The following is a 16,556-nucleotide window of genomic DNA, read 5'->3' as shown; positions in this document are numbered from 1 at the left end:
AGAAACCGCTAAACGCGATAGAAGCCACCTGGGATTCCGGGCAGCTTCTATCGCGTTTGTCGCTGAGGCGCCATGGCTAGGCCAACTGCTCAGCCGGTCTTGTCGCCGAGCTGCTTGCGCCCTTCCTCGAACTGCTCGATCGCGTTGCGACCGTGCATCCACTGCTCGGTGACGTTGAGCTGCTCGCGAGAGCTCGACATGAAGGTGACGAGCCAATAGAAGAGGGTGGCGTAGCGGTTCTTGAAGCCCACGAGGTAGAAGAGGTGCACCGCGAGCCACATGAACCAGCCGATCACGCCGGAGACCGCGACCTTGCCGAACAACACCTTGCCGACGGCGTTGTACTTCGAGACCACCGCGATGCTGCCCTTGTCGAGGTACTTGAAGGGCTTGCGCTCGGCAGGCTGCTCGCCGTTGCTCGCGGCCTCGGACTCGGCGCGGAGCAGCTTGCCGACGTACTGGCCGCTCTGGATCGCGGCGGGCGCGATGCCGGGGATTCCCTCGAGCGCCATCATGTCGCCAACGACAAAGATGTTGGAGTGATCGCGGATCGTCAGATCAGGATTGACCTGGACGCGTCCCGCGCGGTCCAGCTCGGTGCCGGTCTGCTCGGCGAGGACCTTGCCCAGCGGGCTCGCGGAGACGCCTGCCGCCCAGATCTTGCAGTTCGCGGGGAGGCGCACCGGATCGCTGTCGCCTTGCTTGACCACGAGGCCACGTTCATCGATATCGGTGACGAAGGTATCGAGCATCACCTCGACGCCGATCTTCTCGAGCTGGCGCTGCGCGTTGGCGCCCAGCCGCTTGCCCATGGGCGGCAGCACCTGGGACGCGGCGTCGAGCAGGATCACCCGGGCCATCGAGGTATCGATGTTGCGGTAGGCACCGGCGAGCGTATCGCGGGCGAGCTCGGCGATCTGCCCGGCCATCTCGACGCCAGTGGGTCCCGCGCCAACAACGACGAAAGTCAGGAGCCGCTCCACTTCGGCGGGATCCGTCGACAGCTCCGCCTCCTCGAAGGCGGCGATGATCTTGCCGCGCAGCTCGAGCGCATGGTCGATGGTCTTCATGCCGGGGGCGAACTCGGAGAAATGATCGTTGCCGAAGTAGGACTGCTCGGCGCCCGCCGCGACGATCAGGCTGTCATATGAGGTGACGCGCTGCTGGTCGGAGTACTCGGAGGTCACCGTCTGGTTGCGCACATCGATGTCGATGACCTCGCCGAGCAGCACCTGGGCATTCTTCTGCTTGCGCAGGATCACCCTGTTTGGCACCGCGATCTCGCCGACCGAGAGGATCCCGGTGGCCACCTGGTAGAGCAAGGGCTGGAACAGGTGATGGGTGGTGCGGGCGATCAACGTGATGTCCACATCAGCGTTCTTCAGCTTCTGGGCGGCGAACATGCCGCCGAAGCCCGACCCGATGATGACGACATGATGCCGCCCCGGCTGAGCATGCCGATCTCCCACAGTGATCACTCCTCGTACATGGTTACCCAGCGGCCGCCCCAGGAACGGACGTCCACGCCAACCGTAGTCCACCGCACGCTGCGGCGACGACCGATTCGGCGGGCTTGCTAGACGTCGGTGGAGAAGCGCAGGCCACCGTCGGGGATGATGACTCCCGGCCACACGCGAGCACCACCGACCAGCTCGCAGCGGGCACCGACCTGTGCGCCATCGCCGATCACCGCGTCGCGGATCAGCGCCCGCGGGCCAATGTGTGCACCGTAGCCGATGATCGAGCGCTCCACGACCGCGCCGGCGTCGACCTTCGCGCCATCGAAGATGACAGCGCCGTCCAGGCGCGCACCGCCACTGACCTCCGCGCCGCGTCCCACGACGGTGCCGCCGATCAGCAGCGCGCCAGGGGCGATTCCCGCCCCCTCGTGGACGAGCGATTCGCCGCTCTGCCCTTCCAGCGCGGGCGACGGCGCAATGCCACGAACGAGGTCAGCGGAGCCCCGCACGAAGTCCTCCGGGGTGCCCATGTCGCGCCAGTAGGCCGAGTCCACATGGGCGTAGACGCGAGAGTCATCGGCGAGCAGCTTCGGGAAGACCTCCCGCTCCACGGACACGTTGCGCCCGGCGGGGATCTGCTCGATCACCGAGCGCTTGAACACGTAGCAGCCCGCGTTGATCTGGTCGGTCGGTGGATCCTGCGTCTTCTCCAGGAACTCCAGCACGCGGCCATCACTGTCGGTGGGGACGCAGCCGAACGCGCGCGGATCGCTCACCCGCACCAGGTGCATTGTCACATCCGCGCCCTTCTCGTGATGCGTGCCGAGCACCGCGAGCGGGTCGGTGCCGCCCAGCACATCACCGTTGAACACCAGCACCGTGTCGCCCCGGAGCTTGGGGTACACGTTACGGATGCCACCACCAGTGCCGAGCGGTTCCTCCTCCATCACGTAGTCGATCTCGAGGCCCATCTCGGAGCCGTCGCCGAAATGCTGCTCGAACACCTCGGCCTTGAAGGACGTGCCCAGCACCACATGGGTGATGCCCGCTGCCTTGATCCGCGACAGCAGGTGCTGGAGGAACGGCAGGCCCGCGGTCGGCAGCATCGGCTTGGGCGCGGACAGCGTCAGCGGGCGCAACCGGGTTCCCTTGCCTCCGACGAGCACCACCGCATCGGTGTTCTCGGCGAGGCTGCGGTCCACCGCGCTCGGCGTGGCCTGCGCGCTCGGTCCCTGCGTGAAGCGAAAAACTCTGCCTGCCATGACCTCTTAGTTTCCTTTCTGCCCACGTTGCTTGCGCCCTGCCACTGCCACCGCGATCCGTGACCGCGCGCCGAGGCCACCACGCAGCGCAACGCGCAACGGAGCCTGCCACCACTCTGGATGCCGGTCCGCCTGGAACCTGTACGCGCTCTGGTGATGCGCCGGCAGCATCAGCTCGGGATGCCTGCCTGCCGCATGCCCTTTAGCATGCGTCACTTCGGCGGTCGGCACGAACACATTGAGCCAACCCGCCCGCGCGAGGCGGTCACCGAGATCCACGTCCTCCATGTACATGAAGTAGCGGGAGTCGAAGCCATTGACGGAATCGAACGCGGCCCGCCGCAGCAGCAGGCACGAGCCGGAGAGCCAGCCGACGGCGCGCTCGCTGATGTCCTTGTCCTCCTGCCGGTACGCCCGCGTCCAGGGGTTCGACGGCCAGATCCCGCCGAGGATCGCGTGCGCCGCGCCGCCCCACAGCGTGGGGACATGCCGGGCGGAGGGGTACACGGTGCCATCGGGATCCCGGATGAGCGGACCGAGCGCTCCAGCGCGCGGCCATCGGAGCGCGGCCTCGAGGAGGGCATCGATCGACCCCGGCGCCCACCGCACATCAGGGTTCGCGACGATCACGAACTCGGCTTCGGGATCCACCTCGGCCACGGCCCGGTTGATCGCTCCCCCATAGCCGACGTTGCCGCCTGTGCGCAGCAACCGGACGTTCGGATGATCACGCTCCGCGGCCTCCGGAGCGCCATCGATCGAACCGTTGTCGGCAAGGATCACATCGACGGGGAGCCGGGTCGCCTCCGGCAGGGACGTCACGAACCCAGCCAGATGCTCGCCGGGAGAGTAGGTCACCGTCACCACGGGAAGTCGCTTCTGCACATCGGCCAGCGTAGCCAACGCGGTCCGGTGCGCGCGCGATGCCACTACGACGCCCCGGCGGACAGCCCGATCACAGGTTCTCGGAAACGATCATCCGGTGATGATCCGCTATGGCGATCCCCACGGCCTCCCGGACGGCCTCGCGCCAGGGCCGCAGGGGCCGCAGCCCGGCAGCGCGCCAGGACTCGCCCCCGAGCACGGAGTACGCCGGGCGCGGCGCGGGACGCGGGAACTCGGCGGTCGAGCATGGCTGCACCCGCTCCGGGTCGGCGCCTGCCGCGGCAAAGACCTCGCGCGCGAGCCCCCACCAGGTGGTGATCCCGGAATTCGTGGCGTGCAGGATCGTCCCCCCGGGCGCGGCTCGCACGGTGGAGAGCGGGCCAGCCCGCCTGCTGGTCGCTAGCTCGACCAATCCCGCCGCGAGGTCCACCGCATAGGTCGGTGAGCCCCACTGGTCGTCGACCACGCGCAGGGTGTCGCGCTCGCGCTCGAGACGCAGCATCGTGGCCACGAAGTCACTGCCGGCGCCCGTGAATACCCACGCGGTGCGCACGATGTGCGCCGAGGGGAGGACGGCGTGCACCGCGAGCTCCCCCGCGTACTTCGTCTGGCCGTACACGGTGCGCGGACCCACGCGCGATCCGGGCTCGTAGGGCTCGCGGCCGTCGCCCGGGAATACATAGTCGGTGGAGACGTGGATCAGATGAGCCCGGGAGCGGGTGCACGCGGCGGCGACGTTGCCCGCGCCGGAGATGTTGACCGCTGCGGCGGCGCGATAATCTGATTCCGCGGCATCGACGGCCGTGTAGGCCGCGCAGTTGATCACTACCGATGGGCGCGCTGCCTCGATGGCAGCGGCCACAGCATTCTCGTCCGTGATATCGACGTCGCGGGATGACCACCCCAGCACATCGTGGGCGGCCCCCGCCGTGAGGCGCACCACCTGCTTGCCGAGTTGTCCCGATGCTCCGATCACGATGATCCGCACGCTCAGCACCTGTCCCTATGTCTGGTCGTGCCCGTCCGGCACGCAACGGCCCCACTCGATGAATCCAGTGTTGCACGTCACCTCGTGCTCCGGAGCGCCGCCAACGATAGTTGATGACTCCTCGTTAGCCTGAGAGTCCTAAGTCGTTATGAAAGATCGCCCGCCGCACCGAGGAAGGACAAGCACCGTGCCCGAGTGGGAGGAGCCAGGACGCCCCCGCCGGACGGGACGCCGCCCAGGATCGCGGGCTCCCCGGCCGGATCAGGCACGTTCCCGCAGCGGCAGCACCCCGCCGCCCGTCGGCCGGGACCGCCGGACGCCACCGCCGCGCGTTGCTCGCCCGGCACGTGGCCGTCAGGACAGCGGGCGCGCGCCCCGCTCTCGCTTCGAGCGGCGGGCCAAGGCACTTGTCGCGGCCGCCTCCATCATCGTTCTGCTCTCCACCGGCCTCGCCTGGCAGCAGTACGATGCATTCGCCTCGCGCCTGGCCACCGCCGCGGGCCTCGACCTCGGCCAGGATGCCGACGGAGCCACCGATATCCTGCTCGTGGGAACGGATAGCCGCACCGATGCGCATGGCAATCCACTCACCGAGGAGGAGCGGGACAAGCTCCGCGCGGGCGAGGCGGATTCGACCAATACCGACACCATCGTGCTGATACGGGTGCCCGACAATGGCCAATCTGCTGCCGCGTTCTCCATTCCCCGCGACTCCTACGTGATGGTTCCCGACGAGGTTCCCGGTGATGACTGGCCGCAGGATCGCAAGGTGAAGATCAACAGCGTCTTTGGCTCCACCCGCTTCCAGGAGCTCGTGCGGCTCGTCGAGGATGAGGGCATGGAACGCGCCAAGGCCGAGCCGATCGCCACTGCCGCGGGCCGCGATGCGCTCATCAAGACCGTGGCCGAGCTGACCGGTGTATCGGTGGATCACTACGCCGAGATCGGATTGCTCGGCTTCCTGCTGCTCACCGATGCGATCGGCGGCGTCGAGGTGTGCTTGAACAATGCGGTCAACGACCCGCTCTCAGGTGCGGATTTTCCCGCCGGGCAGCAGGTCCTTGATGGCGCCGATGCCCTGAGCTTCGTCCGGCAGCGCGAGGGCCTGCCCGGCATGGACATCGGCCGGATCAATCGCCAGCAAGTCTTCATGGCGTCGCTCTCCCGGCGCGTCCTGAGCACTGATGTGCTCACCAGCCCGTCCAAGCTCAGCGAGCTGAGCAGCGCCATCCAGCGTTCCGTCGTCATCGACGAGGACTGGGACGTCCTCGCGTTCGCCAAGCAGTTCCAGGACCTCGCCGCGGGGAACGTGCAGTTCGAGACCATTCCCGTGGTCACCACCAACGCCTGGAGCAACGACGGCTCGCAAAGCGTCGTCGAGGTCGATCCCGAATCTGTCCAATCGCGATTCGCTGATGTCCTCGCCGAGGCTGCCGAGCCCGAGGAGAAACCGGTCCCCGAGTTCGGGTTCGACCCCTCCGAGATCACCGTCAATGTCGCCAACGCCAGCCTCCTCGAGGGGCTCGCCAATCGGGTTGCGGAGGAACTCAACCGCGTCGGGTTCGTCGAGGGCGAGGTCGGCAACTGGCTGGGCAAGCCCACCATGCATAGCAAGGTCATCACCGCCGATACCAGCAGCGAGACCGCGCGGGCCATCGCCGATCATCTTGGCGGCCTTCCGCTCGAGCAGGACCTCGACCTTCGCAAGGACCAGATCCAGGTAGTGCTCACCACCCACTACAATGGCCCCGGCGCCGCCGGTCCACCACCACCCCCCGAGGATGGTGAGGCCGGCGAGGCCGTGGTGCTCGCCGAGGGCGACGTGCCACCCCCGGTCAGCGCCGAGCACGCCGGACCGCCCTGCGTGGACTGATCCCTCGATCGATGGGAGAACCGTGAACCTGACCGAGACCCTGCTCGACCCGATCCTCCGATCCCAGGCCGCCCGCCCCCTGGTCACCTACTACGACCAGGCCAGTGGCGAGCGCATCGAGCTCTCCGGGACGACGGCCGCCAACTGGGCGGCCAAGACCGGCAACATGGTGCGCGACGAGTTCGGGCTCGCGGCGGGCGATCGCGTGGCAGTGCTGCTGCCCGCGCACTGGCAGACCGCGACCGTGCTGCTCGGTTCCTGGTGGGCCGGGTGCGAGGTGCTCGCGGGGCAGGCTCACGATGCCAGGCTGGCCTTCACCACGGCGCAGACCCTGCCCGGCGCAGACGACGCCGAGGAGATCGCGGCGCTCTCGCTCGATCCATTCGGCCGCGGCCTGCTCGATCTGCCCATCGGCGTCACCGACTTCGCCACCACCGTGCCCGGGCACGGGGATCAGTTCCAGGCCACGCCCGGCACCGATGCACCGGCCCTCGACGGAATCGTAGTGACCAGCGTGCTTGCCCGGGCGAGGTCCTTCGCGCAAGAACAAGGCTGGGATAGCAGCTCCCGCATCGTCTCCACGCTGTCATGGACCGACGCGGAGTCCATCATCGTCGGATTCGTGGCCGTCCTTGCCGTGGGCGCATCGCTCGTGCAGGTCGCCAACGCCGATGCCGCCGCCCTCGGGCGCATCGCCGCGAGCGAGAAGGCCACGCACCGGATCGGCTAGCGGCTGGCGCCGCTAGTTCCGCCGGTGCCGCCGCCGCTAGTACCGCAAACGCGATAGAAGCCGCAGAAAACCCAGGTCGGTTTCTATCGCGTTTGACAGCTTCTCGTGCTTTTGCCGACGGGCATTTAGCCAGCGAGGCCAGTTAACTCCGGGGCGCCCGGTAGCCGCCATCCTCGAGACCGGCCTCGATCTCGAAGCGGTTGCGCGCCATCGGGTGCCGCAGTTCCTCCCGCCAGTACCGCAGCGGGAACAGCAGGCCGGACCGCGCCCACTGGTCCGCGTGGATCGCCTCGTGCCGGATCACGCGATGGGAAGGCTCCCGGTCCGTCAGGAACACGCCACCGACGGTGGTGCCGCCGCGCGCGAAGCCACCCCGCATGCCCGGGGCGATGAAGAACCAATGCCCCGGCACGAACCGCGGCCGCCCGCCCCACGCACGGGCCCAACCGAGCGCGAGCACTGTCACCAGCATCACCGAGGCACGTCCCCGCGCCGCCGCCCGGACCCGCCCCCAGAACGTATCGCCCACGCTGTCCACTCTAGAACCGGAGCGCGAGCCTGCTGTCGAAACGACGCTCCGCGCCGGTGATGGGGTCGGTGAGCTCCAGCGACCGCGCGAGCAGGCGCAGTGGATCGGTGAAGTCATCGTCCCCGCGCGAGGGCCGATACACCGGGTAGTAGGTATCACCGAGGATCGGAACACCGAGCGATGCCATATGCAGGCGCAACTGGTGGGTCTTGCCGGTCACTGGTCGTAGCCGGTAGCGGGCGAGCTCACCGTGCACCTCGAGAAGGTCGACGAGCGTTTCGCTGTTCGGCTCGCCTGGAACCTCTTCGGCGACCATCACCCCGGATTGCTTGACGATGCGACTGCGTACCGTGCGCGGCAGGTTCTCCTCAGCGCGTGGCAGGCTCAGCTCCGGCGCATGCGGAGCGATCGCTTCATAGACCTTCCGCACCTGCCGCTGCGCGAAGAGCTCCTGGTAGGCCTTGCGCCAGCGCGGATCAGCGACGAGCACCAGCACTCCCGCGGTCATGCGATCGAGGCGATGCGCGGGCACTAGATCATCGATCCCCAGCTGCCGCCGGGCACGCACCAGCACCGTCTCGGTGACATGCTGCCCCCTCGGGATGGTCGCCAGGAAATGCGGCTTGTCCACCACCACGATCGCCTCGTCCTGGTGCAGCACTCGCAGCTCGAACGGCACCGCGCGCTCGGGCACGGGCTGGCGGTAGTAGTACAGGATGCGGCCGGGCCGGTACGGGCTGGTGTCTGTCACTGCGCGGCTGTGCTGGTCAACGACGTGCCCGCGGCTCATCTCGGCCTGCCAGAAGCCCTCGCTGCCCGGGAATCGCTCGACCAGATACTCGAGCATCGTGACCGCGGTGGCGCCATGCTCGATGCGTACCCGCGCCGGGCCAAGGCCGTCCCGCGCGGGCAGGGGTGGCCTAGCCGCCATCGGACGCTGCTCGCTCCAGCACCTGCGCGCGCGGGCTGCACGCCTCGCACACCAGCGTCAGATCGCGGCCGTGCGGATCGGGATAGTTCTCCAGCCGGGTCGTCGGAGCGCCACACAGCTCGCACGTGCTGATGACCTGCGCCGCGTCGGAGAACGTGGTGGTCATGCGGCCATCGAAGACGTAGAGCGCGCCCTCCCACAGGCCCTCGTCGCGGTACTTCTCCCCGTAGCGCACGATGCCGCCGTCGAGCTGGTAGACCTCAGAGAAGCCGCGGTTGCGCATGAGGACGGTCAGCACCTCGCAGCGCACGCCGCCCGTGCAGTACGTCACCACGGGCTTGTCCTTGAGATGATCGAGCTTGCCCGATTCGATCTCGGCGAGGAAATCGCGGGTCGTCGAGGTATCTGGCACCACAGCCCCACGGAACCGGCCCAGGCGTGCCTCTAGCTCGTTGCGACCATCGAAGAACACCACGTCGCCCCGATCGGCGACGAGCTGGTGCAATTCCTCCGGGCCCAGTCGCGCTCCCCCGCCGATCACGCCATCCGCATCGACCTTGATCTCCTCGGGCGCGCCGAACGTGACGATCTCCGGGCGGACCCGCACGCTCAGCCGGGGAAAATCTTCGCCTTTTCCATCGGACCACTTGATGTCGGCCTTCTTGAACGGCGTGTACTCGCGCGTGGCCCGGACGTATCGCTTGACCGCCGCGAGCTCGCCGCCCACCGTCACGTTGATGCCGTGCCCGGAGATGATGATGCGCCCTGTCAGGCCATTGGACTGGCACAGGGATAGCTGCCACAAGCGGATCGCCTCGGGGTCGGGCAATGGGGCGAACACGTAGAACAGCACGATCTTGGGTATCGACACGGCGAGTTTTCCTGGGGCTTCTCCCCCGCGCGGGCAGGCGGGGCCGGATGGTGTGCGTGTCCATTCTGCCGTGCCACGCGCTCGTGGCCCAACCGCGCCGAACGCACGTGCGCGCTAGGCGTCGCGCAGCACATCGTCGGGATGGACCAGCCCTGTCTGGTAGGCGAGGATGACAGCCTGCACCCGATCGCGGGATTGTGTCTTGGCGAGGATGCGCCCGACGTGGGTCTTTACTGTCGCCTCGGAGACGAAGAACTGCTCGGCGATCTCGCCATTAGTGAGCCCGCGCGCCATGGCGGCGAGCACCTCCGCCTCGCGGGGGGTCAGCTCGCTGGGGAGCGCGCGGGCGGTGTTCTCCTCGCGGGTGGCCCCGGTGGCGATCAGGGGGCCGAGCTGGCGGAGGAGGCTGCGGGTGGCGCGGGGCGCGATGACAGCGTCGCCACGGTGGACGGTGCGGATGGCGTCGAGGAGCTGCTCGGGGTCGGCGTCCTTGAGCAGGAATCCGCTCGCTCCGGCACTGATCGCGCCGAGGACGTATTCATCGTTGTCGAAGGTCGTCAGCACCACCACGCGCGGCGCGCCCGCGCTGCCGCTGGTGATGGCGCGGGTCGCGTCGATGCCGTTCATCGTGGGCATCTGCACGTCCATCAGCACGATGTCGCAGCCGGTGCGGGCGATCTCGCGCACTCCCTGCTGGCCGTCGGCGGCCTCGATCACGACCTGCATATCGGGCTGGGAATCGATCACCATGCGGAACCCAGCACGGACGAGCTGCTGGTCGTCGACGAGTGCTACCTTGATCGGCTGCTCCACCATGGATCCACCCTATGCGGCCTGGCTGGTGACAGGCGTGGTGGCCGCCGCAGTGATGTAATGGGGCGTGCTCAGCCTCGTGATCGCCCTGGTGCTTGGTCTTGCCCTGTGGCACAGCTGGAGCTCGGAGAAGCGGCGGCTGCGCAACGGCTTCCTGCTCCTGGGCACGGTGTGGTTCGGGACCATCGCGGTGGTGGAGCTGGTGGCGACGGCGATACCCGGGGTGCGGATCGTGTGGTTCGCCGCGTTCCTGCTGCTGCCCTTGCTCGCGATCGCGCTGGTGGGTTTCCTGCTCGTCAACGGCGTGGTCATGATGCAGCGGGAGGGGCGCAACCTCGGCAACCTGCTGTCGTTCCTCGTGGGCATCGCGCTGCTGGCGGTGCCACTGGTGGCATTGCTGTTGCTGCGGACGGGCCAACCGCCCCTTGCTGGCCTAGCGGTGTTCCTGTTCCTTGCGGGCACCTACCTGACAGTGCTGTTCCTCGTGGTGGCTGCCTACGCGGTGTTCTACGGCCTGGTGGTGCGCGTGCCAGCACCGGGCGCAATCGTGGTGCTCGGCGCGGGATTGCTTGATGGCAGCGTTCCCCCGCTGCTGCGGCATCGGCTCGATCGGGCGATCACGCTGTGGCGATCATCGGAGGCGAGTGCGCGCCCAGTTCTCGTCCCCAGTGGTGGGCAGGGACCCGATGAGCCTCGTCCGGAAGGCTCGGCGATGGCGGAGTACTTGCTGGCGGCGGGCATACCGGACGGGTGCATCCTGGTCGAGGACCAGGCCCGGGATACGGAGGAGAACCTGCTGTACTCCTCGCGACTGCTCGCCACATACGCGATCCCCGGCCCAGTAGTAGTGGTGACGAGCAACTATCACGCCCTGCGCGCTGCCCTGACATCCCGGGCAGTGGGGCTCGACGCCGAGGTGGTGGGATCGCCCACGGCCGCGTACTTCCTGCCGAGCGCGTTCCTCCGCGAGTTCGTCGCGATCCTGGTCGAGCGCGCCCGGATCACGATCGTCGTGCTGGCAGGTTGCGCGGGCCTTGCAACTCTGGCGGGGATCGTCGCCGGGCGCTAGCGCGGGGTGGTGAGCGGCAACCGGGCCGCCACCTCGTACCCGCCCGCTGCGGTCGGCCCCGCGGTGACCTCGCCGCCGTAGAGGCGCGCGCGTTCCTGCATTCCCCGCACGCCTTGCCCCGCGGTCTCTGGCCTCGGGAGGATTCCCGCGATGCCGTTCCCATCGTCGGAGATGCGCAGCCGCAAGGCCTTTTCCGTCCACTCGAGGTCCACGCCCACCCTGGCGCGAGGCCCGGCATGCTTGAGCACGTTGGTGAGGGATTCCTGCACGATGCGGTAGGCGGTGAGCGAGGTCCCGGCGGGCAGGTCGCGGGCCTCGCCGTCGACGGTGAGCTCGATATCGAGGCCGCTGCGGCGCATGTCGTTGATCAGGGCGGGAATGTCCCCGATCACCGGGGTGCTGCCGGTATCGCGCGGAGCGCCATCGCGCAGCACCGAGAGCAGGGCCCGCATGTCCGTCAGCGCCTGCCGGCCCGTGGCGGAGATCTGTTCGAGCGCCCGCGCCGCCGCCTCCGGGCTGGCCCGCGCCGCATAGCGGCCACCGTCGGCCTGGGCAATGACAACAGTCAGCGAGTGCGCCACGATGTCATGCATCTCGCGGGCGATACGAGTGCGCTCGGTGATGGCGGCGAGCTTGGTCTCCTGCTCCCGCTCGAGCTCGAGGAGCCGCGCCCGCTCGGTGAGCCCGGAAACCTCGTTGATCCGGAATCGCCGGATCAGGCCGAAAAGGTAGATCACGGTGGTCAGGGCGACGATGGAGAGGATGTTGATCGCGGCCGAGCGCAGGTCGCGGTCGAACTCGGCCGCGCTGAGGTACGTCGACACGCCCACGCCAAGGGCAGCCAGTGGCCAGGCGATCCGGCTCGCCCAGGGGCCGGCATAGGCAGCGAGCCCATACACAGCAAAGAGCACGCCGAGCCCAGCGCTGGTCGTGTCCTGGAACACCAGCAGGTGCAGGTACGCGGCCGCGGCGATGGTGAAGCCGGACCAGGCCGGTCGCAGGCGCCGCCATGCCAGGGGCACCGTCATCAGCACGGCGAGCAGCACCTCGTGCGGCCCGGTGAACAGTCCGCGCTGCGACGCGAGCGCGACAAGCGTGACGACCGCCGCGATGGCGATGTCGATGCCAAGCCAGTGCGCTCGCGTGAACCGGAACCACCGCTCGACGAGACCGGCACCAGCCCGCCGCGGATCGCGCGGCGAGACTGGTGCCGGTGCCATGGTCGTGGAGACGGTCAGCGCAATCCGGTCAGCGCAGCATCGTCCGGGCCATGACGACCCGCTGGATCTGGTTGGTGCCCTCGTAGATCTGGGTGATCTTCGCGTCGCGCATCATCCGCTCGACCGGGAAGTCGCGGGTGTACCCGGCGCCGCCGAACAGCTGCACGGCATCGGTGGTGACCTCCATGGCGACATCGGAGGCGAAGCACTTCGAGGCGGAGGAGATGAACCCGAGGTTCTTCTCGCCGCGCTCGGCGCGCGCAGCGGCGTGGTAGACCATCAGCCGGGCTGCCTCGAGCTTCATCGCCATGTCCGCGAGCATGAACTGCACGCCCTGGAAGTCCGCGATGGCGGTCTTGAACTGCTTGCGGTCCTTGGTGTACTCGATCGCCGCATCAAGGGCGCCCTGGGCGATGCCCACGGCCTGCGCGCCAATGGTGGGGCGGGTGTGATCGAGAGTCTGCAGGGCGGTCGTGAATCCGGTTCCGGGCTCCCCGATGATGCGATCACCGGGGATGCGGCAATCCTCGAAGTACAGCTCGGCGGTGGGGCTGCCCTTGATGCCGAGCTTCTTCTCCTTGGGCCCGACGACAAAGCCCTCATCATCCTTGTGGACCATGAACGCCGAGATGCCCTTCGCGCCCTTCTCCGCATCGGTGACGGCCATGACGGTGTACCAGGAGGACTTGCCGCCATTAGTGATCCAGCACTTGGAGCCGTTGAGGATCCAGTCCTCGCCATCGGCCTTCGCCCGGGTACGCATGGCTGCCGCGTCGGAACCGGCCTCCCGCTCGGAAAGCGCGTAGGACGCCATCGCCTCGCCCGACGCGATGGCGGGCAGGACCTGAGCCTTGAGCTCGTCGGAGCCGCTGAGGATCAGGCCCATGGTGCCGAGCTTGTTGACCGCGGGGATCAGCGACGAGGACCCGCACACGCGGGCGACCTCCTCGATGACGATGCAGGTGGCGACGGAGTCAGCGCCCTGGCCGTCATACTCCTCGGGCACGTGGATCGCGTTGAAGCCGGAAGCGACAAGCGCATCGAGGGCCTCCTGGGGAAAGCGCTCGTTCTCGTCGACATCGGCGGCGTAGGGCGCGATCTCCTTCTCGCACAGGCCCCGGATGGCGGCCCGCAGCTCGTTGTGCTCGTCAGCGAGCTGGAAGAGATCAAAATCGGGGTTGCCGGCCATTCGTGGAGCTCCTTCGCGTGCGATAGTGCGATTATCGGGTACGGGTTTGCGTACGCAGGGACCGTGCTCCCGTCGTTGTGCAGGAGAGTTCCCTAGTGCTGACAATACCGGCGGGGCGCGCGGAGCACGAAGGCAGCATCGCTCGCCGCCCGGTTGCCAGGCTAGCCGCCGAGCAGGGAGCGGCGCAGCTTCTCGTCCTTGTCGAGCACCATCTGGTGCAGCTGCTGCTGGAATGCCTCCATGCGCTCGCGCAGCGCGGCATCCTGGGCGGCGAGTATCCGTACCGCGAGCAATCCCGCGTTGCGCGCGCCGCCGATGGACACTGTCGCCACGGGCACACCAGCGGGCATCTGCACGATCGACAACAGGGAATCCATGCCGTCGAGATGCTTGAGCGGCACCGGCACGCCGATCACGGGCAGTGGCGTGGCCGAGGCAACCATGCCGGGCAGGTGGGCCGCTCCCCCGGCGCCCGCGATGATCACCTTGATTCCTGCCGCCACGGCGCCGGTGGCGTAGTCGAGCATGCGCTGCGGGGTCCGGTGCGCGGAGATCACGCCGACCTCGAAAGGGACCTCGAACTCGGCGAGCGCCTCGGCCGCGGCCTGCATGACGGGCCAGTCCGAGTCGCTGCCCATGATCAATCCGACCTGGGGCCCGGTAGCGGTGGTCATCCTGCCTCCTCGTTCCGTGGGATGCGCACCGTGGCGCGGGAGCATGATTGCTGTCGTGGTGGAGCGTAGAGCAGGCTAGCTGCCCGAGTGCGAGTCCCAGCCATCGGCCCAGGTGGCGTGGATGAGCCATTGCGCGGCGAGCTCCGCGCGCTCCCGCACGGCGCGGACGTAGTCGGGGTCGTTGCTGCTGCCGCCGGGCGGGCCGACGATGTTCACGTGCCCGAGCTTCCGGCCGGGGCGCTCGCCCTTGCCGTAGAGGTGGATCCGGGCCTCCGGCATGCGCGCGCACAAGTGATGCACGCGCTCGTCCATGCTCATCGCGGGCGGCTCGGCCGCGCCCAGCACGTTCGCCATCACCGTCACCGGTGCCGTGGGCGCGGTGCTGCCGAGGGGATAGTCGAGGACGGCGCGCAGGTGCTGCTCGAACTGCGAGGTCACTGCCCCGTCCATCGTCCAGTGCCCGGAGTTGTGCGGGCGCATGGCCAGCTCGTTGACGAGGATGCCGCCATCGGTCGTCTCGAACAGCTCCACCGCGAGGCAGCCCGTCACCCCGAGCTCGGTGGCGATGCGCAGCGCGAGTGCCTGCGCCTCGGCCGCGGTGTGCTCATCGAGCCCGGGCGCGGGGGCGGTGACGACCGCGCACACCCCGTCGCGCTGGATGGTCTCCACAACCGGCCACGTGGCGCCCTGCCCGAACGGGGAGCGCGCCACCATCGCGGAGAGCTCGCGGCGCATCGCGACCTTCTCCTCGGCGAGCAGGAGAACGCCTGCCTCGAGCTGCTCGCCGACGCGCGCCTCGGCCTGCTCGGGGGTGTCGATCATCCACACGCCCTTGCCGTCATAGCCACCGCGGGTGGCCTTCAGGACGAAGGGGTAGCCATGCTCGGTGCCGAACGCCAGCGCTTCGTCGATCTCCCGGACCGGCACGAACGGAGGCACGGGCGCGCCCATTGCGGCGAGGCGCTCGCGCATCACGAGCTTGTCCTGGGCGTGGATCAGTGCCCCTGGCGGGGGCTGCACGTTCACGCCCTCGCTGATCAGGGTCTCGAGATGCTGCGGCGGCACATGCTCGTGATCGAAGGTCAGCGCGTCACTGCCCTGCGCCGCCTCGCGCAGCGCGACGAGATCGTCGTGGCGCCCGAGGACCACATCGTGAGCGACCTGGGCGGCGGACTCCCCCTGGCTGGCGGCGAGCACGCGTACCGACTGCCCGAGCGCGATCGCGGCCTGGTGCGTCATGCGGGCGAGCTGGCCGCCACCGATCATGGTGACAGTCGGCACACCAGAGGCATCGCGGTGATAGCGGGGCGCCGTCCTGGCAGCAGGCGTGAACTGGTCTGATTCCACAAGCATCTATGGTGGCAGACGATGCGCCGGGATGGAAAACGCGTCCCGCCCCACGCCGAACACCCCCGATGGCCGTACAGCCTTGCGCGCGTTCAGTAGACTCCGGTTTTGTGTCCCTGGCCGACAGCGTCATCTCGCGCATACCGCAGCCCTACCGGGCGATCGCGCTGAAGCATCGTGAGTTCATCAAGTTCGCCATCGTCGGCGGGACCACGTTCATCTTCGATCTCGCGATCTTCTACACCCTCAAGCTGACGATCCTCGACAGCAACCCGGTCACCGCGAAGATCATCGCCGGCGTCATGGCCGTGATCCTGTCGTACGTCCTCAACCGGGAATGGTCGTTCAAGAACCGGGGCGGCCGCGAGCGGCACCACGAGGCAATGCTGTTCTTCCTGGTCAGCGCCGGTGGCGTGGTCCTGGCGTTCATCCCACTGTGGATCTCGTCGTACATGCTCGGGTTCCGCCAGCCGAACGTGTCGCTCACGGTGGAGAACATCGCCGACTTCATCAGCGCCTACCTGATCGGCAACCTCCTGCAGATGGCGTTCCGGTTCTGGGCGATGCGCAAATGGGTCTTCCCCGACGAGGACGTGCGGGGCGCTGCCGCGGGATCCACGATTGTGCTGCCCACCCCCGTGGACCTGTACGAGGAGCAGCTCGGGCACAGCTGAGCCGGGATCGCGGCTGCCGTAGCGCCCGCCCTGCCGTCGCG

General features: G+C 68.3%; 16 protein-coding genes. 4 read left to right on the top strand and 12 right to left on the bottom strand.

The window, feature by feature from the left end:
- Positions 1–89: 89 nt before the first annotated feature.
- The 4 genes from QC765_RS15830 to rfbD all read right to left on the bottom strand — a co-directional run bounded on the left by QC765_RS15830 (position 90) and on the right by rfbD (position 4,595).
- Positions 90–1,469 (bottom strand): NAD(P)/FAD-dependent oxidoreductase, encoded by a 1,380-nt coding sequence (locus QC765_RS15830; protein ID WP_278315401.1) that lies wholly within the window; start codon positions 1,467–1,469, stop codon positions 90–92.
- A gap of 107 nt (positions 1,470–1,576) precedes the next feature.
- On the bottom strand, positions 1,577–2,722 hold the full coding sequence (gene manB / locus QC765_RS15825) for a mannose-1-phosphate guanylyltransferase (RefSeq protein WP_278315400.1): 1,146 nt from the start codon (positions 2,720–2,722) through the stop codon (positions 1,577–1,579).
- 6 nt (positions 2,723–2,728) lie between these two features.
- On the bottom strand, positions 2,729–3,607 hold the full coding sequence (locus QC765_RS15820; RefSeq protein WP_278315399.1) for a glycosyltransferase family 2 protein: 879 nt from the start codon (positions 3,605–3,607) through the stop codon (positions 2,729–2,731).
- Between the two features lie 70 nt (positions 3,608–3,677).
- On the bottom strand, positions 3,678–4,595 hold the full coding sequence (rfbD, locus tag QC765_RS15815) for a dTDP-4-dehydrorhamnose reductase (protein WP_373876779.1): 918 nt from the start codon (positions 4,593–4,595) through the stop codon (positions 3,678–3,680).
- Positions 4,596–4,782: 187 nt separating this feature from the next.
- Here rfbD and QC765_RS15810 point away from each other — a divergent pair, with 187 nt between their 5' ends.
- Together QC765_RS15810 and QC765_RS15805 are read left to right on the top strand one after the other, a co-directional pair.
- A complete protein-coding gene (locus tag QC765_RS15810; RefSeq protein ID WP_309297312.1) occupies positions 4,783–6,468 on the top strand; it encodes an LCP family protein in 1,686 nt (561 codons plus the stop codon).
- Positions 6,469–6,490: 22 nt separating this feature from the next.
- On the top strand, positions 6,491–7,198 hold the full coding sequence (locus tag QC765_RS15805; protein ID WP_278315398.1) for a TIGR03089 family protein: 708 nt from the start codon (positions 6,491–6,493) through the stop codon (positions 7,196–7,198).
- A gap of 142 nt (positions 7,199–7,340) precedes the next feature.
- On the opposite strand, the gene QC765_RS15800 is transcribed toward QC765_RS15805, so the two are convergent.
- The 4 genes from QC765_RS15800 to QC765_RS15785 all read right to left on the bottom strand — a co-directional run bounded on the left by QC765_RS15800 (position 7,341) and on the right by QC765_RS15785 (position 10,345).
- The gene (locus QC765_RS15800; RefSeq protein WP_278315416.1) at positions 7,341–7,670 is read right to left on the bottom strand and encodes a hypothetical protein; all 330 of its coding nucleotides are present in this window, start codon (positions 7,668–7,670) and stop codon (positions 7,341–7,343) included.
- Between the two features lie 67 nt (positions 7,671–7,737).
- Complete coding sequence (locus QC765_RS15795) at positions 7,738–8,658, bottom strand: pseudouridine synthase (protein WP_278315397.1); 921 nt, start codon at positions 8,656–8,658, stop codon at positions 7,738–7,740.
- Entirely contained in the window at positions 8,648–9,529 is an 882-nt protein-coding gene (gene trhO, locus QC765_RS15790; RefSeq protein ID WP_278315396.1) for an oxygen-dependent tRNA uridine(34) hydroxylase TrhO, read from the bottom strand. Before trhO ends, QC765_RS15795 begins: the two co-directional genes overlap by 11 nt.
- A gap of 114 nt (positions 9,530–9,643) precedes the next feature.
- Positions 9,644–10,345, bottom strand: a complete 702-nt coding sequence (locus tag QC765_RS15785) for a response regulator (protein ID WP_278315395.1) — start codon at positions 10,343–10,345, stop codon at positions 9,644–9,646.
- A gap of 64 nt (positions 10,346–10,409) precedes the next feature.
- On the opposite strand from QC765_RS15785, the gene QC765_RS15780 reads away from it, so the two are divergent.
- Entirely contained in the window at positions 10,410–11,411 is a 1,002-nt protein-coding gene (locus tag QC765_RS15780) for a YdcF family protein (protein ID WP_278315394.1), read from the top strand.
- Here QC765_RS15780 and QC765_RS15775 read toward each other — a convergent pair.
- The 4 genes from QC765_RS15775 to QC765_RS15760 form a co-directional block, all read right to left on the bottom strand.
- Positions 11,408–12,631, bottom strand: coding sequence for a sensor histidine kinase (locus QC765_RS15775; RefSeq protein WP_278315393.1), 1,224 nt, complete (start codon positions 12,629–12,631; stop codon positions 11,408–11,410). The genes QC765_RS15780 and QC765_RS15775 overlap by 4 nt on opposite strands.
- A 28-nt stretch (positions 12,632–12,659) precedes the next feature.
- Entirely contained in the window at positions 12,660–13,820 is a 1,161-nt protein-coding gene (locus QC765_RS15770) for an acyl-CoA dehydrogenase (protein ID WP_278315392.1), read from the bottom strand.
- 161 nt (positions 13,821–13,981) lie between these two features.
- Positions 13,982–14,494, bottom strand: coding sequence for a 5-(carboxyamino)imidazole ribonucleotide mutase (gene purE, locus QC765_RS15765; protein WP_278315391.1), 513 nt, complete (start codon positions 14,492–14,494; stop codon positions 13,982–13,984).
- Between the two features lie 75 nt (positions 14,495–14,569).
- Entirely contained in the window at positions 14,570–15,847 is a 1,278-nt protein-coding gene (locus QC765_RS15760) for a 5-(carboxyamino)imidazole ribonucleotide synthase (protein WP_373876778.1), read from the bottom strand.
- A 104-nt stretch (positions 15,848–15,951) separates the two neighbouring features.
- Between QC765_RS15760 and QC765_RS15755 the strand changes: the two genes are divergently transcribed.
- Positions 15,952–16,515, top strand: coding sequence for a GtrA family protein (locus QC765_RS15755; RefSeq protein ID WP_278315389.1), 564 nt, complete (start codon positions 15,952–15,954; stop codon positions 16,513–16,515).
- The last annotated feature ends 41 nt before the right edge of the window (positions 16,516–16,556 follow it).

This window comes from Hoyosella levis (assembly GCF_026008515.1).
In the GTDB taxonomy this organism is placed as follows: Bacteria; Actinomycetota; Actinomycetes; order Mycobacteriales; family Mycobacteriaceae; genus Lolliginicoccus; species Lolliginicoccus levis.
This window is presented reverse-complemented; position numbering and strand designations above follow the sequence as displayed.

Excerpts from the sequence above, each read along its gene's own strand:
- manB (WP_278315400.1), bottom strand. The coding sequence starts at position 2,722 with ATGGCAGGCAGAGTTTTTCGCTTCACGCAGGGACCGAGCGCGCAGGCC.
- purE (WP_278315391.1), bottom strand. The coding sequence starts at position 14,494 with ATGACCACCGCTACCGGGCCCCAGGTCGGATTGATCATGGGCAGCGAC.
- QC765_RS15800 (WP_278315416.1), bottom strand. The coding sequence starts at position 7,670 with ATGCTGGTGACAGTGCTCGCGCTCGGTTGGGCCCGTGCGTGGGGCGGG.
- QC765_RS15785 (WP_278315395.1), bottom strand. The coding sequence starts at position 10,345 with ATGGTGGAGCAGCCGATCAAGGTAGCACTCGTCGACGACCAGCAGCTC.
- QC765_RS15760 (WP_373876778.1), bottom strand. The coding sequence starts at position 15,847 with ATGCTTGTGGAATCAGACCAGTTCACGCCTGCTGCCAGGACGGCGCCC.
- QC765_RS15795 (WP_278315397.1), bottom strand. The coding sequence starts at position 8,658 with ATGGCGGCTAGGCCACCCCTGCCCGCGCGGGACGGCCTTGGCCCGGCG.
- QC765_RS15775 (WP_278315393.1), bottom strand. The coding sequence starts at position 12,631 with ATGGCACCGGCACCAGTCTCGCCGCGCGATCCGCGGCGGGCTGGTGCC.
- QC765_RS15770 (WP_278315392.1), bottom strand. The coding sequence starts at position 13,820 with ATGGCCGGCAACCCCGATTTTGATCTCTTCCAGCTCGCTGACGAGCAC.